Origin of the sequence: Paenibacillus sp. FSL R10-2734, assembly GCF_037963865.1 — a bacterium.
Taxonomy (GTDB): domain Bacteria; phylum Bacillota; class Bacilli; order Paenibacillales; family Paenibacillaceae; genus Paenibacillus_AQ.
This window is the reverse complement of the sequence record NZ_CP150170.1, coordinates 1,681,068-1,706,855: the sequence shown is the minus strand read 5'-3', so window position 1 is coordinate 1,706,855 and position 25,788 is coordinate 1,681,068. Positions and strand designations below refer to the sequence as shown.

The 25,788-nt window shown below is 45.3% G+C and carries 17 protein-coding genes; 9 read left to right on the top strand and 8 right to left on the bottom strand.

Annotation, left to right across the window (positions count from 1 at the left end):
- Nucleotides 1–46 precede the first annotated feature (46 nt).
- The gene (locus NSS67_RS07550; RefSeq protein WP_339318978.1) at nt 47–1,231 is read left to right on the top strand and encodes a copper amine oxidase N-terminal domain-containing protein; all 1,185 of its coding nucleotides are present in this window, start codon (nt 47–49) and stop codon (nt 1,229–1,231) included.
- A 20-nt stretch (nt 1,232–1,251) separates the two neighbouring features.
- Nucleotides 1,252–2,691: a S41 family peptidase gene (locus NSS67_RS07545; RefSeq protein ID WP_339318977.1), complete on the top strand. Its 1,440-nt coding sequence runs from the start codon at nt 1,252–1,254 to the stop codon at nt 2,689–2,691.
- 126 nt (nt 2,692–2,817) lie between these two features.
- Here NSS67_RS07545 and NSS67_RS07540 read toward each other — a convergent pair whose 3' ends face one another.
- Both NSS67_RS07540 and lipA read right to left on the bottom strand, forming a co-directional pair.
- Nucleotides 2,818–3,465, bottom strand: coding sequence for a YutD family protein (locus NSS67_RS07540; RefSeq protein WP_339318976.1), 648 nt, complete (start codon nt 3,463–3,465; stop codon nt 2,818–2,820).
- A gap of 301 nt (nt 3,466–3,766) precedes the next feature.
- Nucleotides 3,767–4,672: a lipoyl synthase gene (gene lipA, locus NSS67_RS07535; protein WP_339318975.1), complete on the bottom strand. Its 906-nt coding sequence runs from the start codon at nt 4,670–4,672 to the stop codon at nt 3,767–3,769.
- A gap of 66 nt (nt 4,673–4,738) precedes the next feature.
- Between lipA and NSS67_RS07530 the strand changes: the two genes are divergently transcribed.
- Nucleotides 4,739–6,025 (top strand): M23 family metallopeptidase, encoded by a 1,287-nt coding sequence (locus NSS67_RS07530; protein WP_339318974.1) that lies wholly within the window; start codon nt 4,739–4,741, stop codon nt 6,023–6,025.
- Between the two features lie 88 nt (nt 6,026–6,113).
- Here NSS67_RS07530 and NSS67_RS07525 read toward each other — a convergent pair whose 3' ends face one another.
- The gene (locus NSS67_RS07525; RefSeq protein ID WP_339318973.1) at nt 6,114–7,814 is read right to left on the bottom strand and encodes an alpha-glycosidase; all 1,701 of its coding nucleotides are present in this window, start codon (nt 7,812–7,814) and stop codon (nt 6,114–6,116) included.
- A 121-nt stretch (nt 7,815–7,935) separates the two neighbouring features.
- Between NSS67_RS07525 and NSS67_RS07520 the strand changes: the two genes are divergently transcribed.
- Nucleotides 7,936–8,967, top strand: coding sequence for a LacI family DNA-binding transcriptional regulator (locus tag NSS67_RS07520; protein WP_339318972.1), 1,032 nt, complete (start codon nt 7,936–7,938; stop codon nt 8,965–8,967).
- A gap of 233 nt (nt 8,968–9,200) precedes the next feature.
- Here NSS67_RS07520 and NSS67_RS07515 read toward each other — a convergent pair whose 3' ends face one another.
- The 5 genes from NSS67_RS07515 to NSS67_RS07495 form a co-directional block, all read right to left on the bottom strand.
- Nucleotides 9,201–12,917, bottom strand: coding sequence for a carbohydrate binding domain-containing protein (locus tag NSS67_RS07515; RefSeq protein WP_339320532.1), 3,717 nt, complete (start codon nt 12,915–12,917; stop codon nt 9,201–9,203).
- Between the two features lie 127 nt (nt 12,918–13,044).
- Nucleotides 13,045–16,032 (bottom strand): alpha-amylase family glycosyl hydrolase, encoded by a 2,988-nt coding sequence (locus NSS67_RS07510; protein WP_339318971.1) that lies wholly within the window; start codon nt 16,030–16,032, stop codon nt 13,045–13,047.
- Nucleotides 16,033–16,267: 235 nt separating this feature from the next.
- Nucleotides 16,268–16,933, bottom strand: a complete 666-nt coding sequence (locus NSS67_RS07505; RefSeq protein WP_339318970.1) for an alpha/beta fold hydrolase — start codon at nt 16,931–16,933, stop codon at nt 16,268–16,270.
- Between the two features lie 151 nt (nt 16,934–17,084).
- Nucleotides 17,085–17,666 (bottom strand): hypothetical protein, encoded by a 582-nt coding sequence (locus NSS67_RS07500; protein WP_339318969.1) that lies wholly within the window; start codon nt 17,664–17,666, stop codon nt 17,085–17,087.
- An 18-nt stretch (nt 17,667–17,684) separates the two neighbouring features.
- On the bottom strand, nt 17,685–18,221 hold the full coding sequence (locus NSS67_RS07495) for a hypothetical protein (protein WP_339318968.1): 537 nt from the start codon (nt 18,219–18,221) through the stop codon (nt 17,685–17,687).
- 433 nt (nt 18,222–18,654) lie between these two features.
- Here NSS67_RS07495 and NSS67_RS07490 point away from each other — a divergent pair, with 433 nt between their 5' ends.
- The 5 genes from NSS67_RS07490 to NSS67_RS07470 all read left to right on the top strand — a co-directional run bounded on the left by NSS67_RS07490 (nt 18,655) and on the right by NSS67_RS07470 (nt 25,785).
- Nucleotides 18,655–18,945, top strand: coding sequence for a DUF6385 domain-containing protein (locus NSS67_RS07490; RefSeq protein WP_339318967.1), 291 nt, complete (start codon nt 18,655–18,657; stop codon nt 18,943–18,945).
- Between the two features lie 28 nt (nt 18,946–18,973).
- A complete protein-coding gene (locus NSS67_RS07485; RefSeq protein WP_339318966.1) occupies nt 18,974–20,230 on the top strand; it encodes a DUF6385 domain-containing protein in 1,257 nt (418 codons plus the stop codon).
- 130 nt (nt 20,231–20,360) lie between these two features.
- Nucleotides 20,361–22,403, top strand: coding sequence for a glycosyltransferase (locus tag NSS67_RS07480; RefSeq protein WP_339318965.1), 2,043 nt, complete (start codon nt 20,361–20,363; stop codon nt 22,401–22,403).
- Complete coding sequence (locus NSS67_RS07475; RefSeq protein ID WP_339318964.1) at nt 22,400–23,821, top strand: glycosyltransferase; 1,422 nt, start codon at nt 22,400–22,402, stop codon at nt 23,819–23,821. Before NSS67_RS07480 ends, NSS67_RS07475 begins: the two co-directional genes overlap by 4 nt.
- 14 nt (nt 23,822–23,835) lie before the next feature.
- Entirely contained in the window at nt 23,836–25,785 is a 1,950-nt protein-coding gene (locus NSS67_RS07470) for a glycosyltransferase (RefSeq protein ID WP_339318963.1), read from the top strand.
- Nucleotides 25,786–25,788: the final 3 nt, after the last annotated feature.

The following is a 25,788-nucleotide window of genomic DNA, read 5'->3' as shown; positions in this document are numbered from 1 at the left end:
TAATGAGGCTATTTTACATAGAGTTACATAAAAGGAGAGAGTACTGTTGAAAAGATTATTATCCCTCTTTAGCATAAGTCTACTGGCCCTTATACTTGCGGTCCCGGCTTTTGCAGCTTCGAAACCGATTGATGTTTATATCAACGGAAGTAAGGTTTCCTTCACTGCTGGATCCCCCTACTTAGCGAATAATTCTGTACTTGTACCTTTCCGAGTCGTCTTTGAGAAGCTTGGACTTCAAGTTCTCTGGGATGCAAAGACTGGAACAGTGACAGGTAAAAGCTCAAATCTTGCGATTACCCTCAAAATTGGCAGCAACCGCGCTACTGTTAACGGAACTGTAAAAAAATTGATCACCGCACCAGTCTCCTCAGCTGGCACTACATACATTCCTTTGCGTTTTATCGCCGAGGCAACCGGAGGCACAGCCGTCTGGAATTCCACCAGTAGAAGTGTGCAGATTACTACTCCTGTATCCAAAGATAAGGACGAAGCAGCCATTACAACATTAATCCGTTTGTCTAATCAGTATTTCAATGAAGAAAAAGCGTCTAGCTTCTATTCCCTTATGGATTCTGACTCCTCTTACACGCAATCTGTGTCTGATCTCAATGATTCCTTTGAAGCTTTCGACATAAAGAATACGATTGATAGCTTGGAAATCCTCGACATTAAAGCTGACGAAGCCACTGTGTATACGCTTGAAAGTTCTCGCAGAATAGGTGGGGCTTATACCCCAGACACAGAGGATGAATACGTATATACCCTGGTCCGCAAGAACGGAAGCTGGAAGATATCATCCGTGGAATCCCAAAGCTCGGCGATTCTCCTAACTCGTGAACAAGGTCTAAAACCAGCAGCCAACATCCCTCAAAACGATGCGGATGCCATCAAAGGCAGTATTACCAAGTATTATCAAGCAATGAACGAACAGAATCCGACCGCAGTTCTTTCCACGATGACTTCATATGGGGAAGAATATGATTCCTCTCTCAAGGCAGATTTGGATGATTTCTTTGCTTCGTATGATATTACCTATACTCCAGGCATTTCAAATATCTATTATTACAGTGCCAAAGAAGCAGCTATATATGTAGAAAGCAAAGACAAGGAAGCAAGTGAAGAGGAGACTTATGAGCAGGGCCTTATCTATATTCTATCCAAGTCGGATATCGGTGTATGGACAATCGATAACACATATAACGTCTACAACAAACTTGTGAAATCCTAATAAAAAGGGTGTTTGATTCCATGAAATCCAAAAAAGTAATAACTGCACTTTTATCCAGCTGTCTTGCTTTATCCATTACGTTTGCTCCAATGGCTTCCGCTGCTGATGCGGCTCAAGCTTCCACAAACAACAATGATCTTATCAATGAAGTGATGAAGCTATTGGAGAACTATAATCTTTCAGATGTAGATAAGGATGCCTTGATTCGCGGTGCAATTGACGGCATGGTGAACACACTGGATGATCCATACAGCCAATACTTCAACTCCGAGGAAGCTGCGCAATTTGAACATGCTGTTGATCTCGAATACGTTGGCATTGGTGTTAAACTGCAGTATACGCCAATAGAACTCTACATCGAAGAAATCTCTCCAGGTTCTCCTGCAGAAAAGGCAGGTCTGAAACGCGGCGATACGATTCTCAAAATCAACGGTATACCCGTTGACGAAACGGATGATACCGAACTGAGTGGAGCCGCAGGCACCAAGGTTACCCTGCTGATTCTCAGAAATGGAGTCACAAAATCTTATGTTGTCACCCGAAATGAATTGAACTCGACTTCCGTTTTTGGAACTCTCATTGGTCCAAAGATTGCCTATATTTCGCTGAGTGGTTTCACACAGAATTCTGATGAAGAATTCGCTGCTATGCTGAAGAAGATGCGTGCAGCAGGTATGAAATCCATGGTGCTTGATTTACGTGATAACTTGGGCGGCTATATGGATTCAGCATACAACATTGTCTCTAACTTTATGGATAAAGGCCTTATGATGTATACCTCAGATCAAAGTGGAGCGTTAACTCCTGTAACCATTACTAATGGCAGCAAAATAGGTGTACCTGTCGTTATTCTAACGAACGAATACACTGCAAGTGCATCTGAAGCTCTAACTGGCGCCCTACGTGACAACAAGCTAGCTACTGTCGTAGGAACTCGTTCGTTCGGCAAAGCGCGTATTCAAAGCCTACTAAAGGTGTCTAATGGCGACATGCTGAAGTTGACCACACAGAAATATCTAACACCTAAAAAAGAAGACTTTAATCACATCGGTCTTGCACCGGATATTGAGGTTAAAGGCAAAACTGCACAAACTATTACCGCCCTGCAGATTGCTGGAATGAAGAATTTAGAACTCACCGGAGATCATCATATCCTGAATATCAATGGAGTTCCCTTTGCTGGTAATGTCGGTCTAGTGAAGCAGGGTGATAAGACTTATGCTTCCTCGATTGTGCTGGCTACGCTTGTCGAAGGCGAGATCACGTGGGATGCCAAGAACAAGAAAGTCATCGTAAAGAACGGATCAGGCACAGCCACCGGCTTTACGCTCTCCTCCAAAGAGGCGCTATCTCAGAATGGTGAGACCTATATTGAATTAAATGCCTTTAAGAAGAAGTTCCCCGCACTTACATGGAGCTACAATGCTTCTCAGAAGCAGTTGAAATTATCCGTAAAATAATCCATATCAATATGAAAGGCAGCAATTCTCCAGAGATGGAGGTTTGCTGCCTTTATTTTTTGTACGATCAAAAGAAAAAAGCTGTCTCATTCGTAGAAGGACTCTACTTATGGTCAGCTTTCATCATTAAGATTGTGGATTTTCTGTATTTGGTGTGTTTTGATTGCTTTGATTATTTTGAGGTTTTTGTGTATTTTGGGGTTTCTGGGACTGACCTTGTGGCGGTCTGCTTTGAAAATCCTTTTTGGATTTCTTCCCCTGTGAATCTTTCCCCCGGTGATTTCGGCTTTGGTGTTCTCTCAATGGTCTTTCCTTAGCAGAATTCATCTCCTTAAATGCAGCAGATGAATTCGAACCTTGCTTAGATGACGTTTCTTTAGAGGAGAACTCTTTATCTCTATCTGCTTCATTAGCATCAGTTTCTTGCTCCGAATCTTCTTCCTCACTCGGCTCTGGTATTTCTTTAATTAGAATATCCTTGAACAAGCCTTCTTGTGGTACTTCTTTTAATTTATGCAGCACAAAATATGCGCAGCCAAAATTGCAATATTCATTAATATAATCGACCATGCCAGAAATCGCTGTATCCCGATTCACCTTAGGGTGGTTGTCCCGGTAAAAGCCTTTCAAGCGCAACTGACTGTAACCCCAGTCACCAATAATGTAGTCGTATCTTTCCAGCACCTCGCTATATCTTCCGCGAAACGCCTCCGGATTCCAACCATCCTTATGATCTAACATAAGTTCGTAGCCTTTTCCGCCTATTACGATCAAACCTTTTGTCGCCTGCCTTTCTTTGGGGAGGGTTTAACGTTGATTATGCCGTCATTTCCGAGAAAAATTGGGCTTTCGGTCGCTGTTGTCCCCAGATTTCTGGATTATAACCGCTCTTCGCGGTGGAAATCCGAGGACAAAGGCGAACGCTAACGCTCCTACAGCTCCAATATTTCTCTCCAATGACTCAAATCAACGTTTTTTATGTGTAGCCTAAGGGTTGAGTGTTTCAGATCGCTATCGCTCCTCCAACCCTCTCCTTAACAAAACCTGTCTGTGACTATGTCACTATTTTCGAACATTAACTAGAAGAAACCGCACGATCCTCACGAGCTTGAGCGGCAGATTTCACCTGCTCATGCGCACGATAAGAGCTACGAACAAGCGGAGCTGATTCCACATGGCTGAAGCCACGCTTCATTCCCTCTTCCTTGAGCAGTGCAAATTCCTCCGGTGGATAATATTTCTCCACATTCAAATGCTTTGGAGAAGGCTGTAAGTATTGTCCTAAAGTCAATATATCACAATTTACGGCTCGCAAATCATCCATTGCTTGTAAAATCTCATCCCACTCTTCACCGACTCCAAGCATAATGCTTGATTTGGTAGGAATGTCAGGCTTCATCTCCTTGGCTCTGCGTAGCAGCTCCAACGAACGGCGATACTTCGCTTTAGCCCGTACACGATCTGACATTCGTTCCACCGTCTCGATATTATGATTAAGAATGTCCGGATTACTGTTCATGACAATCTCTAGACTATTCCGCTCTCCCAAGAAGTCTGGAATTAATACTTCTACACTACATAACGGAAGGCGTTTACGAATTGCCGCTACCGTCTCAGCAAAAATCTGAGCGCCACCATCCGCAAGATCATCGCGAGCCACACTGGTCACGACGCAGTGACGAAGGTTCATGCTCTCTGCAGCTTCTGCTACACGTTCAGGTTCCAGCAGGTCCAGCTCTGTCGGTAGCCCTGTATTCACAGCGCAAAAACGGCAAGCGCGAGTACAAATATCACCTAGAATCATGAAGGTCGCCGTACGGTTTGCCCAGCACTCGTAAATATTCGGACACCTGGCTTCTTCACATACGGTATGTAAAGTTTTGGAACGCATCATGCTCTTGATTTCCTGATAATTATCACCGGTAGTTAGCTTGATTCTAATCCAATCCGGCTTAGGCTGCTTTGCTGCTTTATTCGTCAAAATAATAAACCCCGCTTCCTCCTGAATGTGATGCTGCAGTTGAAAGATGCTGCCTCATATTATACCATGAGCAGTTTGCAATTGCCTGTTTTTGTGAAATATGCTGCACTTACCAACTGCGATTCCTACCGAGAATTTTTTGGTACCTTTAGACAAGAACGGATAAAAAGTACCTTTTTGCTTCAATCTATAACAAAAGCTTTAACCGAAGTGCCTACATTTAATTCTACGCCCGGACAAAAGGAGGCTGTTATCTTGCTGGCCCTATTTAAGAATATTAATAACCGGAGAACTATGTTGTGTCTGTCCGCGGCCGCTATCCTTTGGGGTAGTTTAGGCCTTCCCGTTCCAGCAGTTGCAGTACGGGCTACAGTCCAACCGGTGGAAAGCAGCGGCGAGCCCGTTAATGCTAGCAAAGAATCCATATGGTCTGCCCGTAGAGGAATTTATGATCAAATGAGTGCAGCCACTGGTATTCCTTGGTTTAGATTCGCAGCCATTGATCAATATGAACGCACCATCGCCAAAAAAGGAGCCTCAGTCAAGCACGAAGCCAACCGTCTTACAGGAATCAAGATTCCAGCACCCGTATGGTCCGGTCCACTCAACCCGGATCAAGAGGATACTTCCCCAGAATCCATCAGCTTCTTTAGCGGCTTTGGCCGTGATGGCTCAGGAGACGGAATCGCTGATCCAGAGAATGATACTGATGTTCTATATAGTATGGCTAGACACCTGCAGAAATATGGTGATTCAGCTAATGATTTCAGTATCGGTATTTGGGAGTATTATCACAATGGCCGTGCCTCTCAGCGCATAGCTCAGTTCGCCAAGCTCTATGAACATTTTGGACGGCTGGACCTATCAGGAAATGCTTTTCCGCTTCCCTTAAGTAATTCTTATTCTTATCGTAGCACTTGGGGAACCGGCAGAAACTGGGGTGGAGCACGTATCCACGAAGGGACTGATCTCTTTGCACCACAAGGGATGCCTGTACGCAGCACCTGCTTTGGCTTAGTAGAAACTAAAGGCTGGAACCGCTTTGGTGGCTGGAGAATTGGGATTCGTGATATCGAGAACCGCTACCATTATTACGCTCATCTATCCGGGTATAACAAAACCATTTCACGTGGAGATATCGTCTCACCAGGTGAAATTATTGGCTGGGTCGGCAGCTCAGGTTACGGTAATCCAGGAACACAGGGGAAATTCCCTCCACATCTACATTTTGGTATCTATCGTGACCGGGGAATTACCGAGTGGGCTTTTGATCCATTTCCATTGCTAAAGCAATGGGAGAATCAGGAGTATAGAAACCTAAAGAACAAAAATAAAAAAAGCGCTACAAACTAAGAAGAAACGGCTTCGCCATCCATTTAAGATGACAACCGTTTCTTGATGAGAATAAGGCCCCTTCTTTAGAGAGAGGCCTTATCCCCTCTTAATACAACATTAAACAGCCGAACGGTTCAATGCTCACTAAGAGCTTGTTATTATTTTTAAAAGTTGCTCCTGACAGTAAATCCGTTAACACATTCTTATCAGAACGATATGCACTTAGCTCAAGCTCGTACGCATTAGGAGAATTATTGATAATTAATCCTATCTTCTCTTGACCCACACCCCGCGTATAACCAAGCACATTACGGACTTCATCTGTGAACCAAGGTCGGAATGTACCCTTTCGTAAAATATCGCAGCTTTTTCTTAAAAAAATCAGCTCCTGATACCACTTCTGCAGCATTACATTCTGAGCTTGCTCTTGCCATACCATAGCTTTTCTACAGTGGGGGTCTGTGGCCCCTTCCATCCCAACCTCATCCCCATAATAAATCATCGGAATCCCGATATAGGTCATCTGAAAAAAAACTGCCAACCTCATGCGCTGTACTGCTGTACTCTCGCGGTCCCAGCCACGTCCCCCTTCCTTACATGCTGTAAGAAAACGCAGCGTATCATGACTACCGATCAATTGAAACATAGCTGAATTCGCCTGGTCATTATACAACGCCTCCTGATGGAGTAATTGCTCCATAAAGCGATCTGGTCCCGTCGATTGTTCCGCAAAAAATTCCAGCATGGCTTCACGAAGCACATAATTCATGCCACCATCGAATTGATCCCCTCTAAGCCACGGGCCAGAAGCATGCATAATCTCTCCGATTAGCAGAATTTCAGGATACTCAGACTTGAGTTCTTGTCGAAACCGAGACCAAAAAAGCGGATTGACTTCATTCGCTACATCAAGACGCCAGCCATCAATCTCTGTTTCACGCACCCAATACTTGGCAACTTCAATCATGTAATTAGCCGTCTCGGGATTATCCATATTCAGCTTTGGCATATGCGCTTCAGCTTTGGCAAATGTCTCATAATTCGGTGCAGGCGTTTGTGTAACAGGATAGGAGCGAATAAAGAACCAATCTTTATACGGGGATTCTTCGCCTTTTTCCATCACATCCTTAAAAGCAAAAAATTGATCTCCCGAATGATTAAACACGGCATCTAGAATGACTTTAATTCCATGACGATGGGCCTCACTGACCAGCGCCTTCAGTCCATCCACATCCCCAAAAGCAGGATCGATCTTATAATAATCGGAGGTGTTATATTTATGCTCAGAAGGAGACTCAAATACAGGAGTCATGTAAATGACGTTTACACCTAGCTGCTGTAGATAGGGTATTTTGTCCGAAATGCCTTGTAATGTCCCCTCATTATAACTACTAGGATATATCTGATAGGCAACAGCATCCACGCTCCAGGAAGGAAGCTTCAGTGCCTCAGAATTGTGAAGGTATGCATATTGAAAAGAACCTGCACGTTCCCGATTCTCCGACGCGCCCCTTTCTCCATACCAGACATACTGTCCCGCAGCGTTCGCTATATGAAATAGATATCTGCATCTTCTTGTGCTGGTGTGAATAATTGCTTCATGAATCTCATAAATACCAGCCGATCCAATCCGCTCCATCTGCAAAGGAACCTCTTGCCCCGGAGAATCATAACGGTCTGCGTGGATAACGGTGCAGGATAATTGCTGTCCAGCTTGTGTGAATAGTCTGAGCTTCAAGGTCCCTGTACCTACAGGATAGGCAAATGGATCTTCACTTGTATGATATATAAACCATGATTGAGGCATAACTTATGGACTCCTTTTATACTTTTATCGTTCTATCTATCTGTTCATTCATCATTAGAGTGACTGCTAAATTTGTGTTATTATGGTTACAAATACCGTTTTTAAGTTATGAGGGACGACGATGAAAGTAACGATTTCAGATATTGCTAAAGCAGCCAATGTGGCCAAATCTACTGTATCTAAAGTACTAAATGATTCCCCAAAAATATCACAGGAAACGAAACACAAAGTTCGAGAGATTATGAAGCAAATGAACTACACGCCGAGCAGTATCGCTACTGGGTTAGCTAGACAAAGCAGCTACAATATTGGCCTATTGGTCGATATGTCTAAAGAAAGTGAATTTCTAAACCAATTCTTCTACAACATTATTGGTGGAATTGAGAGCGTAATCGCACCTTTAAAATACGAGCTGACCATTTCCAATGTGCAACATAGTAGTCCAGAAGGACATTTTCTAAATAGACTTGTGTTTAGCAAACGTGTCGACGGTATTATTGCCAACAACTCCGTGCTGACAGAAGCGTTATCTGAAGAACTGAATCGACTGGAGTTTCCTTACATCTCCATTGGAGAAATTATGGCCCCCGGGAGTTGGGTCGATTTCGATAACGAAGCAGGCGGCAGCATGCTGACCGAACATCTCGTCGAACAAGGTTATTCAAAGATAGCCTTCATAGGCGGGCAGCAGCAGGAGAAGATTTATACCCATCGTCTAGGTGGATATATAAGAGCATTACAGCAAGCAGACCTTACCGTTCATCAGCAATGGATCATTAACTGCAAGGCTGATGAACATGACAGCTATCATGCTGCACTTGAGCTTCTGCAGCGCGATGAACGGCCAGACTCTGTCGTGTGCATGAACAGTTATGTTGCCTTTGGGGTACTTCAAGCCGCAAAAGCACTGGGAATTAATGTTCCATCCGAACTCGGCATCGCCGCTTTCGATGAATATCCGCTATCCCGATATACAACACCTCCTTTAACTTCACTTAATATTGATACGTTCAAGCTGGGTGTATCTTCAGGGCAGCTGCTGATGGAGCGCATTCGTGGCAATGATATGCAACTCAAGCATTTGCTCCTAGAGCCAGAACTAATTCCCCGTGAATCTACGATGAGAACAAAGTCCTTCGCAGGAACTTCGTAAATGGACTACTTAGATAATTAGGTCTGCAAAGAAAGACTGAATTAGTTTGATGAAACTTGATCGAGTTTGATTGCATTTGATGCAATAGAATTCCTTGTAAAATGGATCAAATTCAACTCTATTGCACTTTGTGCATTGAATAAGCTTCATATTGCTTACCAAGGAGCGGCTCCCATGAGGGGCCGCTCCTTGGCTTGTGAAAGCTGCAAGTATTATGATCCACTCAATACAATTTATTGATCTTTCCAGCGCTGTACAGTTAGGTTCACGGCTTGTGCACCGCCTGCTGGTGTAAGCGTTCGATTGGAAATATCCGATCCATTCGAATTTACCTCCACATTAGTCCAAGCGCCCCGCGTTAGTTTATATTGCACTGCCGTTCCTGCCGGAAGACTCAGTGTAATAGAATAAACACCGTCGCTACCCTTCGTCAGCTGATAAGCCGGGTCCGCCGCATTCCAGCTATTGAAGGAGCCTGATAGATAGATCGGCCCACTCACCGGAGTAGACGACGGAACGGTTACGCGGAACGTAACACTGTCAGTTTGAGGTTCCCCTGCGCTAATACTACCGTTCACCAAACTCCAGGTTCCAGCAGCAAAATGATAATTATTACTGCCGTTGTTATCCCAAATTCCATTGCCATTGTTGAAGGCTGCGGTTAGTCCAACCGAAGTTCCAAGTGGGATGTCCACGGTCTTATAGCCTGCAAAGGAAGAGACAGACATCTGTATTCCCGGAGTCGTGGTCCAAGCGGAACTGCCGTCCAATTTGTAATGAATAAACGAATTACTGTAGTTCGAATTCTTATAATAAATTTTCATCGTAGTTCCTGTAGGCGTCGGTGTTGGCGTTACTGTCGGTGTTGGTGTCGGTGTCGGCGTTACTGTCGGTGTCGGCGTCGGCGTCGGCGTTACTGTTGGTGTCGGCGTTGGCGTCGGTGTTACTGTCGGTGTCGGCGTTGGCGTCGGCGTCGGCGTCGGCGTCGGTGTTACTGTCGGTGTCGGCGTCACCGTCACGGGTCCGCCAGACTGAATATTCCCTGTTGGTGTATACGTCCATGTTCCAGTGCCGAACAGGTAATTCCCACCGTTGTTACTGTCCCAAGTCCCTGAGCCGTTATTAAAACAGGCTTCCAGCTGGGTGGCGGAACCGATATTGATTGTAATTTTGTTATACCCAGCGATCTCTGAGGCTGGCATCGCTACGCCCGGAGCGGATGTCCAAGTGCCTCCAACTGGACGATAATGAATATATGGAGCGGTATAGCCTTGTTTGTAATAAATGGTCACATTATTTCCAGCTGGCGTTAGGGCCAAAGCGGCTGCACTTAAGCCGGACAAGTTTCCTGCAGCATCTACTGCTTTTACCTTGTATTCATAAGAAGTACTAGCTGATAACCCGCTATCAGTATAGGAAGCAGAGGTGGAGGTTCCTATTTTGGTGCCATTTCGATAGATTTCATAACCTGATACCCGCACATTATCCGTGGAAGCATCCCATGTAAGCCCGATTGTCGAGGCATTAACCACCTGTGCTTGAAGATTATTCGGCGTGCTAGGCGCTTCCGTATCAGGAACTACAGGCTGATCTGTAATAAAAGGATGCGTGCCTTCAATCGTTCCCTGCATGCTTTCTGTGTATTTTCCATTAGCTAGATTGTATTTCCCTGCTCCCACATACACCTGTTGAATATCACTGCGCGTTACATTTCCCTTCGTATCTGTGGCTTCGATGTAGTAATCGAGCAGCTGATCGCGATAATCGGAGATATAGCTATAATATAGATTTCCGATTTCCGTTGCAGGGACCTTTTGCATAATTGTTTTGCTACTAGGCTGCCAATCCACGCCATTGATGTCTGCACTTAAATCACGCACATTCATTGGGTATTCGACCCATTGGCCTACCTTGCTTGGATCAATGCCTGAGACTCCAGAAGCTAACAAAGCTGCAGGGTCATAAACTTTAAAAGTATTGTCCGTAGCATCTGCTGTTTTATCACGGTGCGTGCGGATCTTCACCTTAATGTCGCTTAATCCACTAGTATCGTAAGCATAGCTGTAAATCGAGAACACATTGTTAAAATGCTGTAACGTCCAGCCTTCCGCTTTGCTAACATTGGCACTGCCCGGATTATATGGATAACGCTGTGGCCACCATACAGAAGGTCCGGTCTTGTCTTTAGCTAGCTTTGAAGAAACATAAGGTTTAGAAAAGAATAAGGATTGATTAAAGGACAATGCTGGCTTCACGCTATCGTCCACATTCTCGTCATAGTAGCCGAAACCGGAGTCCATCGCCGGAAGCAGGAAATACCAGGCTAATTCCGCTGGATTTGCTCCTCCTGCATAATCATTCGCTGTATCCCCTTTTACTGGATAAGAAAGCATCCAAGGATTTAACTGATTCCCTTCGTAAGTTACTTCACGATCGAGAGCAGTTGTAGGCTTCCAGTAGTTCGGATGCTCATCTAGCCAAATTTGCTCAGCCGTCTTAGCATAATTTAATGAAGCCTGCAGCAGCGCAAAATTTCGTTCCAAATAATGATAGCCCTTCTCGAAGGAAACGGTCATACCATCATCTACGCCGGACAGATTCTTCTTTGGAGCATAAGAAGTGCCATTTACTTGATTAAAGCTTGCAAACTGGCTCTTCCAAATTCCGAAAGGCAGATGCCAGTGATACCACGTTGGATCGGAAGAAGAATCCCGAGTATCAATCCATGAGCCATCTTGAACATGGACCACATCGCTGGCCGCCGGTGTGTTATTGATCAGATATTCATCAATTCCCATACCGGTTACCCCGCTGTCAGCGTAGGTTACATTTCCTGCATTTCGCCAGGTTTCTTCAGAGCCTGCCCGGCCCTGAGAATTGTCACCATCATGTGCGACAACAAAAATCTGCTTCTGCGCCACCAAATTTTCGTATGGCTTAAGCGCATCTGCTTTAACCTCTCCTAAATACCCTTCCTTCCAGGACTCTGCCTGTGCAACAGGTACCCCAACCACTTTCGATTCCGCCCCAGTAGCCGGGTCTACGTAACGAACCCAGTGCGCCGTCGAAGCAAATGGATACTTGTTATAGACAACCTGCTGCTCGTTGAACATATTCTCACTAACCCAAGATCGGGCAGTGCTGACATTCTGCAGATCACTCCGATTGGGAGGAGAAACCATGGTATCCGTCCCGGGACTATTCAGCAGTGGATAATCTTGAAGTGTTCGTGAAAAGTGATTATTACCGATGACTGACCACTGAATACCTAGCTTCTGCAGTACTGGGATAATCCGTTCTGAAAAGCCTAACTCTGTCGGAAAAAATCCCTTAGAGCTCTTATAGCTACTTCCTAGAAAATATGGCTGTGCGAGCGTCGTTCCATGGTAAATCATATCCTTCAGCAAATAATCGTTCCCTACCAAAGGCCCCATGGAGTGATGACCAGAGAAATGAATAAGATCCAGTGTATTTTTACCGTTTGTGGTTTTGAGTTGATTAAAAGCATTCTTCCAAGGGGTTCCCCAGGCCGGATTATTATATCCGCTGACATTCCCCCGCTGAACAATACTATTCACATTATTCACTACAGCGCCAGACATCGTAACGTACATTTGGGCTTTAGAATAATTGCTGCGCAAGGTGTTCGCGACACTCCATGGCCAAGATAAATAGGCCCCAGTCTTGGCATGATGTGAATAGTAAGAGACTAGATCGTCATGAGGCATAGGTGAACCATTAGGTAAAAAATATGAATATCCAGCAGGAGGGTTCTGCTTTAGCTGAATTACATCACCGTCATACGTATATCGGATGGGGCTTCCGGTTGGCGTCGAATTGTATGCATTCAAATCATAATACGCCCAGAAATTCGGCATATGGTTATGATACACATGAGAGGCTGCAATCTCTGCCGAAACGTTCGTTACATTGACTTGCGCCAGCAACATGAGACTTAGTACGGAGGCTGCTACCTTGCTCCAATACTTATTGGGCTTCACGCTATAACCATCCCCTTTCTATTCATCAAAAAAAAGAAAGGGGGCGTCGATTCACTCAACAGCCCCCAGTAATCAATTATAGATCTTTCCAACGCTGTACGGTCAGATTCACTGTTTGTGCGCCGCCTGCTGGAGTAAGCGTTCGATTGGAAATGTCCGATCCGTTCGAGTTTACCTCCACATTAGTCCAAGCGCCCCGCGTAATCTTGTATTGCACCGCTGTTCCTGCTGGTAAGGTCAGTGTGATGGAATAGACACCATCACTACCTTTAGTCAGTTGATACGCTGGATCAGCTGCATTCCAGCTGTTGAAGGTTCCCGTGAGATACACAGGTCCGCTCGCTGGAGTCGACGCTGGAACGTTTACACGGAACGTCACACTGTCTGCTTGAGGTTCTCCAGCGCTGATACTACCGTTCACTTGACTCCAAGTTCCAGCATCAAAATGATAATTACTGCCGCCATTGTTATCCCATGTGCCACTGCCATTATTAAAGGCTGCGGTCAGGCCGGCTGCAGTGCCCAGCTGGATTGTGATCGACTTGTACCCTGGGAAAGAAGAAGCTTGAAGCTGTTCACCTGGAACGGTCGTCCAAACTGTCGCCCCGTCCAGCTTGTAATGAATGTACGAGCTGCTATAAGCCGTATTCTTATAATAGATCGTTGCCGTGTTGCCAATCGGTGTTGGTGTTGGGGTTACTGTCGGCGTTGGTGTTGGCGTTACCGTTGGTGTCGGTGTCGGTGTTACCGTTGGTGTCGGTGTTGGCGTTACTGTTGGTGTCGGTGTTGGTGTTGGTGTCGGTGTCGGTGTCGGTGTTGGTGTTGGTGTTGGTGTTACTGTCACTGGTCCACCCGACGTAATACTTCCTGTTGGCGTATAAGTCCAGGTTCCAGTACCGAATAAATAGTTGCTACCCCCGTTACTGTCCCATGTGCCACTGCCATTGTTAAAGCATGCTTCAAGCTGGCTGGCTGAACCGATATTAATCGTTATTTTGTTGTATCCTGCAACATCAGATACAGGGATAGCCACACCCGGTGCTGTCGTCCATGTTCCGCCTACAGGACGATAATGAATATATGGCGAGGTGTAACCTTGCTTATAGTAAATCGTGACACTGTTCCCTGCAGGTGTTGTCACAGACGCAATTGCACTAAGAAGAGATAGATTGCCTGCGGCATCAAATGCTTTTACCGTGTAGTCATAAGCAGTGCTGGCAGATAATCCATTGTCCGTATAGGAAGTGGTCGCCGTTGTGCCTACCTTTACACCATTACGATAAACTTCATATCCTGTTACGCCTACGTTGTCGGTAGAAGCTGTCCAGCTGATCAAAGCGCTAGATGCGTTCTGAACAGTTGCGGTTACGTTGGTCGGCGTAGTTGGAGGAACTGTTTCTGATGGCTGCTGTTGTTTCGCATAAATTTTAGCTGAATTTGCACCTACGGTTACAGTAATTTGCTTACCAGTTATTCCACCTGATTGCACGGTCACTGTATCCGCAGTATTTAGCTGATTGTATAAAACTGTCCCTGCAGTCAAACTACTCTCAGCACGCAATGGGATGGTAACTGTTTGCGAACCACCAGATTGATTACTGAATACGGAGATAGCCTCTTGACCTTGATTAGTTCCGGTGTCGATACGACGTGAGAAGGCATATAGGTTTTGTGCAGCCCACATTTCACGCTGAGTACCTGTACGTAGTGCAGGATTATTTTTGCGGATCTCATTAAGTTTGGCTACGTGCTTGAACGTACTAGCATTTTCATTAAAGTAGTTGTCGATCATATTTCCGCTTGCATCTCTTTTCACCATAGACCAACGATTCCAAGTATCAGCAATACCGCCCGTCATAATCTGACTGTTGCCATTGCCTTTGTTTTGCTCTGTTCCTTGGAAGACAACCGGTGTTCCACGAACTGTAAAAATAAAGGTCAAAGCGTTCTGCAGCTTTTCTACGCTTCCCCCAGCTTCTGTGAGAAAACGATTGCGGTCATGATTGTCGATAAAGGTAACCATGTGATTGGCATTTCCGTTGTAGTAGGAATCCTGTGCCAAGGTGCTTTTGACATTGGACTCAAAAGACTGCCCATAAGCAAAGCTGTTTAGTACGGAGAAGAACAATGGGAAATCGAGCATGCCCCACTCTTTGTTGTTTCCAACCCAACGCGAGACAAATTCAGCATTTCCGTCGAAATTCTCACCGAATGTATTAACGCCCAGATAATTTTGTAGCTCACCAATATCTGTTGGCTTCATCAGCTTGGCAGCATCCACACGCGCACCGTCAGCGCCTGTATAATCAAACCAGCCTTTGATGGAATCGAATATCGCCTGCTTAGCCGCAGGAACATCGAAGTCAATGTCATCTAGCCCGCCCAAATCGTGATTCTCTAAGTAATCCTGTGCCCACTGGTCATATCTTCCATCCGCTAGAGACCAGTTAATATCTCCATTATGGTGATACCATGCTGGATTATTGAACGGGGCCACTGGCTGCAATGAAGGAATATCGTAGTATGCTTGAGTGCCAAGCATATAATCGCCGACGTGGTTTGGTACAACGTCGATCACTACTTTGATGCCAAGCGCATGTGCGGAATCCACAAGCTCCTTCAGCTTCTCCTTAGTTCCGAAGTATGGATTAGCAGCGTTAGGATTCTTAACGTTGTATCCGTGATAGGCTGTATTTTTACCGGTACCGTTGTTTTCCCGGTTAGTCATTTGTGGCTCAGCCACTGGGGAAATCCAAATCGCGGTATAGCCCATATTTTTAATATATGATAGCTTGTCGATAATCCCCTGCCAGTCTCCGCCTTTCATATAACGGAAATCTTCTTCAGAGTTTTCTCCATAGCGAATTGCCGCACCAGTAGCATTGTTGGAAGTGTCTCCATCATTAAATCGGTCAACCATAATCTGATAAATAGTGTCGTTCTCAGTAATCGTGCCGATGCTGGCCGCTTCAGCCTTTTGTGGTGTTAAGACAAACAAATTAATCACGGTAGAAAGAAGAATAGATGTAATTAGAACGGGTACGTACCATAACCTGCGTTTCATTGCGTGCATCTCCCTCTCTTATTAAAGCGTATTCATACACTCTAAAACTAACTTCCTCCAAGCTCGCCCAGTGATGTATTTACCACAAAATCAAATAAATTTTAGGGAAACCGGTTTCCCAACTAAAAATTACCATGATTATGAATGCGTTGTCAAGCATTAAAAAATTTAACTTTATAACAAAAAGAGCCTCCATAATTGGGGCTCTTTGGGGTTGATTATTCACCTTTTATGCTCAGCTTCCTACACTCTGAATAAAATGCAATACTTCATTCATGATCCGGTCCTTATCCTCACAATGACAGACCATATGACCACTGTTATCTACCATTAGCACCTGTTTTTGGGTCGTAGGGATCGTATGCTGGAGGTAGTCAGCACTTCTAGTCTTTACCAGATGATCTCGCTTACCCTGCACGATCAGGGTCGGAGTCTCAATATGCGGATAGATTGAAAAGCTCTCCCGGACCAGTCGTTGAAACTCTCTCGTCGCTTTTGGAGGCGTTGAAGTGAATTTACTAATATAAGCTTTTAACATAGAAATGCTCGCAAGCGTCTTGAGAATCTCCACAGGATTCAGTGGAAATACGGGAGTAGACAATAAAGTAAGAGATTTGATCCAGGGTTTATACCGTACAGAAAGATGAGAAGCAATAAGAGCACCGGTTGAAAAGCCGATCAGATGAACGCCTTCATCCGTCTTTAACAGCTCTGTCAATTCATCTTCAGCACTCTGCTGCCAATCATGTCTATCCGAATGCAGTAAATCATTCCTGCTCCCCCCATGCCCTTTCAGGGTAAACGTTCTGGAACGGTAATTATGCTGCTCCATAAACTGGGACAAGGGAGAGATTTCATGCTCACCTCCGGTAAAGCCATGAATAAATAAACAACTTTCCATAATTGTCCCTCTTTTCACATTCCAATCTGACTTGTAACTTTATTGTATAATGCCAATCCCCTTTATTTTCTATACATTCCATCCTTTTATGTAAAACCTTAACCCAAATGATGTCAAGGTTCAGCACGGCTATAGGTTCGAAGAATGTATTCTATTGTTCCCACCAAAGAAAACTCAGCGCTGAGGTAATCGTTAGACCTATGGCGGAGCTGGATGATGTTACGTTAGCACAAATAGCAGTCCCAGGCGGGACAATGATGCTGCCCGTAAAGTTCTGTGTGAATGCTCCCGGTGCTAATTGATAATTAGAAAGCGTCGTTCCCCCGCTAATTGCTGCTGCGGAGGATTGAACGGTCATCGCACTCGTAGCCGCACTCCCCAAATTATTATTCGTTGGCGTTAAGGTTGTCGGGGAAGTTACCGTCCCTCCTTTTACAATCGTAAAGCTGCCCGACATTGCTGATAGCAAAGACGAACCACCGATACTGCCGTTTATACGTGAGATATACACTGTTTTGCCGCTGCCCACAGCATTACTAATTCGGATTGAAATAATTGCGGAGATTAGACTAAGTACAACCAAACTTGATGCGGATGCGTTGGTAGAGTATAAGACCGCAGCCTTCGAAGCGCTTATTTCAGGTGGCGCACTGATATCCGGAGATTGGAAGGTATTCACCATATCCACATAAAGAGGTTGCTCGTTGTCGTTAAACACAAATTGATTAGGCATATTTATCCCCTCCGGTTTCTAATATTCCCACCAGCTGATAGATGTTGTCGCCGCTGAAGACCCTGATGCAATCGTTATAGATGTAGTTATGGAATTTCCGGGAGGAACAACAATCTGTCCAGTAAAATCAACAATGACCGGACCGACTGTCAGCAATAAAGATACTAGCGTGGCTGGACTTCCTGTAGGGGCAGTAGTCGAGGTTCTAGCAGTCATCACACTGGTTAACGCACTTCCAAAATTATAATTAATCGGTGTAACGGTAGTCCCGGTGACCGTAGCGTTCCGAAGTAGGGATAAAGTAACAGCAGCAGCCGCTGAGCTGGCAGTAACACGGGATACATACAGAGTACGTCCACTACCTAGCGGATTAATTATCTGAATAACTAACGGTGCAGCGGTCGTTACCGTAGAAGTAAAAGGGATTCCAAACAATAGACCCGCCTTAGCTGCCCCCCCCTCTGGAGCTGAATCTATACCAGGTGCAATGTACGTGTTGACTTGTTCTGTAAAAAGCGGCTGACTACTCTGATTGAACACTGAATCGTTCGGCATGAGATATCCTCCCCGTACTAAAACTTATTCTTATTTTATGCCGCTCTCAATAACAGGTTGTGGGAATGTGCGTATTTTTGCTTTTCCAGCCCAATCATCCTCTAATTCCCACCATATATTAATATCACACCATTCGAATGGCTAAGGATTGTCCCTATCAGTTCGCGGCTTATTAGACTGCGGTTTTATTTAGGATCAGGACTCAAACGACGGTTTGGGTCTTTTTATGGATAGAGTTCCAGAAAACCCGTAGGAGGTGAATGAAATCCATAACGGCCTGGAGCTTAAAAAGCGCAGCAAAATAAAAAAAAAAAAAAAGCGGGGAAATTATTCTCGAAGTCCATTACCTCTTTCGCCGCCAAATGGTCAGAGACATAGACGTAAAGTCTGTATCAGCCCCTTATTTTCGGAACAACAATTTATTGGGATACCCGTGTCCAGCTCCAGTACACCTCTGCCATGGCAAAAAAGCGGAACTAAAACGATGATCTCATATGCAGTTAAGAATCATGGAGATCGCCCTGTTAATGTCCGTCTGGAGATCAGTCCGAACAGTCTAGATTCTTTTATAGATTCAGAAGAGATTGTTGCTTCAAAAGAAATGAGAGTGCTAGTGCCGAATCGATTCTTAAAATGGACTCGGCTCTCCGCCTCCACGCTAGATTCAACGGGTTTAGGCAAGATTGATGTATACGTCCAAGCCCAGTCTATAGGTATAACTTGATCATTTTATAAGGAAGGGACGAGGAACTTTGCCTAACTATAGCTCTTTTCAAGCTAATCCTGATAATCTACGTACGCTTATATTCGGCCGGGATTCTTCGCTGATTGATCATCCGCTCACTACAGATCCAAGCGGAAATCTAACGACGATTATCCTAGATGGAACCATTTCCAGCGTGCTTGGCGCTACAATCACTGCAGGTACTTTGTCCTCTGCAGGAACAGTTACCAATATCCTTAACGGGACCATTACTAGCGTGCTTGGCGCTACGATCACTGCGGGTACTTTGTCCTCTGCAGGAACAGTTACCAATATCCTTAACGGGACCATTACTAGCGTGCTTGGCGCTACAATCACTGCAGGTACTTTGTCCTCCGCAGGAACCATTACCAACATCCTTGAGGGCACCATTACTAGCGTGCTTGGCGCTACAATCACCGCAGGTACTTTGTCCTCTGCAGGAACCATTACCAATATCCTTAACGGGACCATTACTAGCGTGCTCGGCGCTACAATCACTGCAGGTACTTTGTCCTCTGCAGGAACAGTTACCAATATCCTTAACGGGACCATTACTAGTGTGCTCGGAGCTACGATTACGGCAGGTACTTTGTCCTCCGCAGGAACAGTTACCAACATCCTTGAGGGCACCATTACTAGCGTGCTCGGCGCTACGATCACTGCGGGTACTTTGTCCTCCGCAGGAACCATCACTAACATCCTAAACGGGACCATTACTAGCGTGCTTGGCGCTACGATCACTGCGGGTACTTTGTCCTCCGCAGGAACCATTACTAACATCCTAAATGGGACCATTACTAGCGTGCTTGGAGCCACAATCACGGCAGGTACTCTTTCTTCCGCAGGTACGGTTACCAACATTCTCAACGGCACCATTACTAGTGTGCTCGGAGCTACCATTACTGCTGGTACATTAAGTAGTGTGACCTCTATTTCACAACGCAGCTTCATTGAACAATCGACTACAGGCATCGCAACCGCTAATACCTATACTTCGTTACCAGCAGTTACTACGAGTGTACTGGGGACCTATTCCTTTTTCATCAATAATACTGGAGCGAATCCAGTCAACACACGGGTAGAAATCAGTGCTGACGGAGCGAACTATTTCGTCGATACTACAGGAGATAATCCACTAGCAGCGGGTTCTGTCGATGTCATCGTCCCAGCTAGATTCCTGAAATATACCCGTCTATCCTATCAATCCGCGAATTCAGGTTCTCCATCCACGATCAATGTAAGTTTCAATGCTCAAGGCACGTAATCCCAACGACCATCATATGTTGGAACAAGAAAGAGTACATGGATATCCATGTACTCTTTCTTGTTCCAGCAAAAGTTAAAAATCTACATATGTGCAGCAAACAAATCATGCCTTCCGAGGAGGAAATAGCTTGAACAATATCACGCTTGGCGTTCACCTCATCGTAAAAGATGAAGCTGAGCTCCTACCCCACTGTCTCGCAAGCGTAGCTGGTGCTGACGAAATTGTGATGATAGATACGGGTTCTACCGATGAATCCATAGCTATTGCCAAAGCGCACGGGGCTAGAGTCTTCCAACGGGAATGGACAGACGATTTCGCTGAAGCTCGTAATGAAGGGCTTGCTCATGCCACAACGAATTGGATTCTTGTCCTCGATGCCGATGAATGCTTGCAAACCCCACTTCCAGAACTCCGCAGCCTCCTGCTGAACACACAAGCTCAGGCTTTTACAGTAAATATTGATAATTGGGTTGGAATACGACCTGAAGATAAGGTAAAGCACAGTGCAGTTCGCTTATTCCGAAATGGACAGGGTTATCAATATAGTGGAAGGATTCATGAGGGAATTGATACCTCAATCCTTAGCAAACATAACCTGTCGTCGATTGAGCACAGCCAGCTTGAGATCGTTCACTTTGGATATTTACCTGAAATCATGACACGAAAAGATAAAATCAAGCGAAATAGGCACCTATTGCGGCTCGCTTTATCCGATCATCCGGAAGATTGTTTCCAATTGTATAACTTGGCAGTAAACTGCTGTCAGGACGGTCGTCTTCAGGAAGCTGAGACGTTGCTTCGTCAGGCCCTCCACCATGTAACACTAGAAGCCTCCTATCGTCCTTCGATGATTAGAGATCTTTGTAAAATTTATTATGCTCAAGGAAAAATGAATTCACTTGACCCCTTGCTGATGATTGAACTGGAGCGTTATAGTGATTACCCAGATCTGCATTTTTTGTTAGGCCAATCTTTAGAAAGCCAAGGACTTTTGGAACGTGCTTTATTAGCTTATCAACGTGCAGAATCCATTCCTGAACATGAGATCCTTCGTGGAAAATATGTGTGTGAGCAAGGAATGAGCACCTTTCGCCCCTTATACCGTATGGGTTTCATCTCACAGCGGCTTGAACTCCAGGAGGATGCTGCACGGTTTTTTCATCGTGCACTTCAACATCATTCTTTATATACGCCAGCCTTACGGGGGATAGCTGCTGCTTTTCAACGCCTAGCTGTACCTGATGAGGAAATCGCCACTTTACTGATCCAACTCGTCCCGCCAGCTAATTCAGCCAGTAGATCCGCGATCATTGACAGCTTATATGAGATAAATGCTTACGAGACCATTACCAGCTTATCCCGAGACATTTTCCCAATGGAATTGGATACAGCAAATTGGGTCATCTCTTCACTCATCATCACCGGTAAGCTGGAAGAAGCATGTACAGCTATAAAACAGATGACCTCACTAGCTTCCCAAGATAACCGTGATTTTGAGCATCAAAAGCAGTGGTATACCCTTTGGGCCATTTGCCACTGGACGCTATATGGAGAATTCAAAAACGACCTACTCACCCATACATCAACTAATCATCGTTCCGAACTGGAATACATTATGAGATGCCAACGACAACAAGAAACATGTCCGATAGAAAATGAAGTAGATCATTTACATTCCTCATTCCTTTCAGACCTCATCGGGCAATCCGTAAAGCTACATCAGCCCAAGCTTAGTCATACATTAGTGGACTTGTTCCCTGCCTATCGATCTGAGTTAGCCACAGCATTATATAAAGAGGGGAACTGGCAGGCAGCAGGAGAGGAATTTATTATACTCGTTCGCGATAAGATCGCTGATGCAAGCGTGCTTTTTTATATTGGTGAGATGATCTTTGACAAGGGGCATTATTCTGAAGCCAGTGAGTGGTTTCAGCAGGCGCTGGAACAAGAGCCTGAGCATGAAGCCGCAAGGATCGGTTTATCCCTCTGTTACCTTCAGCAGGCGAAGCTGAGTATGGAAGATGCTCTAGAAAGCTTGAATGAAGCCCACGTTCATGGCCCGTTGCAGGAGGATATCAGAGCTATAGTTAAATCCATTTCCTTGCTGAATCGTACACCTTGGCACACACGATGGAGCTTCCGCCAAAGCGAAGGGAGGTCATCCATATGAACATCCCAAGAAGAAAGCCACTAATTTCCTTGTGCATGATCGTCAAGAACGAAGGAGATAGCTTGAGCCAATGTTTAAAAAGCGTACGCGGAGTCGTCGATGAGATCATCGTAGTGGATACTGGCTCCACCGACGCTACCGTTCAAATCGCCTTAGGCTTCGGTGCTAAAGTCATTCACCACCTTTGGAGCGGCGACTTTGCTGCTGCCCGTAATGCAGGTCTCCAGCAGGCCCACGGACTATGGATTCTCGTTATAGATGGAGATGAGGAATTAAGTGAGGAAAGCAAGGGAGAATTACTGCTGTGTGCTGAGCATATGGAGTTCGAGGCATTTTTCCTACGCATTCATAATCATAAAGGGATAACCCCCGCTTCACAGACGATCACTGTCAATCCGATTATTCGGATGTTCCGTAATCGCCCTAAGTACCGGTTTAGCGGTATCATTCACGAACAGATTGCTGAGGCTATCATAACAGCCACACCTCAGGCACGGATGCATTTGACCACCATAGTCATCCATCATTATGGTTACGCAGAGGGGGTAGTGATCAAGAAAGATAAAATCAAACGAAATGTCGAACTGCTGAAAGAACAGCTAAGGTTAAATCCCAAAGATCCTTTTCACCATTTTAATATGGCTGTTGAGTATATGCGTCTGGGGGAGTATCAGCCTGCTCTAAAGCATATCCAACAATCATTAGAAGAGGCTCCACCTGATACAAGTTACATCCACCTGCTGCACAAATATGAAATTCGCTCTCTTGCAGAATTAAAAGATTTCCCTGGAGCGTTGGCAGCCTGTGACCGTGGGATTAGCTCTCATCCGGATTATCCAGACTTAGCTCATAACAAAGGTGTTCTGCTATTTCAATTAGGTGCCTTTGCGAATGCCAAGGTAGCATTGCTACAAGCTCTTGTCATCGGAGCTGCTCCTCCCGGCTACCATACTGAGGCTGGATTCGGTTCATACTTAACGTATTATGTACTGGGTCAATTATGTGAAGAGACGGGTGATGAAACCGAAGCCATTGCTTGTTACACCAAAACCGCACAGCTTCATCCCGAGCCAACTCCCGTCATTGCCCGGCTGCTGCGAGTCCTGAAATGTGCAGGCCGCGAGAGAGAGATTTATGGTTGGTTCCACTCGCATCTACCAGACTACACAGTGACTAAGAACAGAATCTTACAAGAATTATTGCATAACGAAGGGTGTAATGAGGCAATAGCACAGCTGATAAATGCCATGGAGCAGCCCATCTCTAAAGAAGTGGCACTTAATCAAGCTTCTCAACAGGGTCGCTCACAGATATTGTTAGCAGATCGTCTGCTTGCTACACTGTCCTCTTCAGCTACTTATTCCCCAGCGGTCAAAAGAGCACGTCTCGCGCTTCCGCTTCCCAACGTTTCAGAATAGGAGGGACGTTTCCCATGACTGCTCCCGATATCACACTTTGTATGATCGTTAAGAATGAAGCAAAACACCTGGAGAAATGCCTCTCCTCTGTGCAAGGACTAGTATCAGAAATCATCATTGCCGATACTGGATCTGAGGATAATAGCAAAGACATAGCGCTTAAGTTCGGTGCAAAGGTTATCGATATTCCTTGGGAGAATGATTTCGCGAAAGCACGAAACCTGAGTCTAGAGTATGCAACTTCCCCCTGGATTCTGGTGCTGGATGCTGATGAGGCTATAGACCATTGGAGGGAGGAGCAGATCCAGCATCTGCTGGACGCAGCGCATATTCATGGATATTGGCTGCCCATTATCCACTACATCAGTGAGGCCTCTGAAACGGATTTTGTAACAGATCATGTCTGTCGCCTGTTCAGAAACGATAACAGAATCATCTTTCGTGGAATCATTCATGAGGAGACCGCCAGCAGCATTTGGGAGCTTCTTGCAGGAGAGATCGCTTTTGCTGAATGGCCTATTTATCACTACGGTTATTTAGAGGAGGAATTGCAGCGCAAAAATAAATACCAGCGCAATTTAGCCCTCATCAACAGTGGCCTGCAGCTTCAACCGAGCCATCTAATCCTGCGTTATGCACTAGGGGTCGAGTATTATCAACAGGAGCAATATAAAGCAGCAGCAGATATACTTCACCCATTACTCGCCGAAGTTCCAGCCCAATCTGGGTATGCCTTCGATATTTACCTTAAGACTGCTTACGCCTTACAACTATGTGGCCATAACCAGGAAGCTGAGGAGGTCTTTCATGCGGGAAGCTTATTGTTTCCCGATTTCATAGATTTATTAGAGGGCTATGCCACTTTGTTACTCGAACAAGGACAGCTTGGCAAAGCTAGACACTTCCTGAAGCAAGCCCTAAAGAACAGGGATACAGCACATAAATATCCTTCCTCCTCGGGAAGCGGAACGTATCGAACAGAACTACTGGCAGGCAAAGTGTGCGAGAAATTATTTCTGTATTCGAATGCGCGGGAACACTACGAGGTAGCTATACAATTTAAACCAGATTATATGGATGCATGGAAACAGCTTGCCCCTCTAAGCCTGCTATCTGGAGAGAGGTTAAGTCTAATATCATTGACCCGCTGTCATCTCCACTCTTTCTCACCGGTAACCTTAGCCTACCTTGTGCCCGCAGCGTTCAATGCCCGCGACCTTGAATGGCTGACTACACTCTCTACTGCTCCACAGCTACCACCAGCCGTTCAGACCATTGTGCAGGCTTTCCTTACATGTACACAGCAACAAGAGGGCCATCACTCACTCGAACCGCTGGAGCAGTTACTTCATGATCCATCCGTTCATTCCAAACGTTCATCTATACTTGGCTATCTATGGGCTTTGTCCTGCCGTGCTGGAGATACAGAGTCAGCCATGAAGTGGCTTGTCTGCATAACGCCTTACAGACCGGGAATGTTATCGATTCATCATATTTTAACAGGTCGTTCTGGCATTAGGCCTGCTCTTCCTGATCTGAGCTACGCTACGCAATTGCTGCTTCAGGTCGGTGCTTGGGACAGCGGATTAACACTCTATCGACAATCAGCGGGTTCTTCATTCCAATGGTGCAAGCTACCGCCGCCCTTATTTTACGGATTGCTTGAGGCACCCATTTCTGTAAAGAAACAGTGGTGCTCTATCTATGCCAACCAAAACCTTCATTATAATTCCTCAATGGACTGTGCCGAATGGCTATTATATGCAGCAATAGCTTTCTCCTGTGGGGAAACTCCAAAGCTCGCTCTATCAGATGAAATGACTTTGCGTAAGATCGGGGGAACTACCGCAGCAATAGGTCTCTCCTACTATAAGCTTCTGCTCGCTGCAAAAGCTTATCCCCATGGGGTAACCTCAGGTCATATCCCATGGGGGCTGCTCGTCAAATCAGCCATTCAGACTTAACCG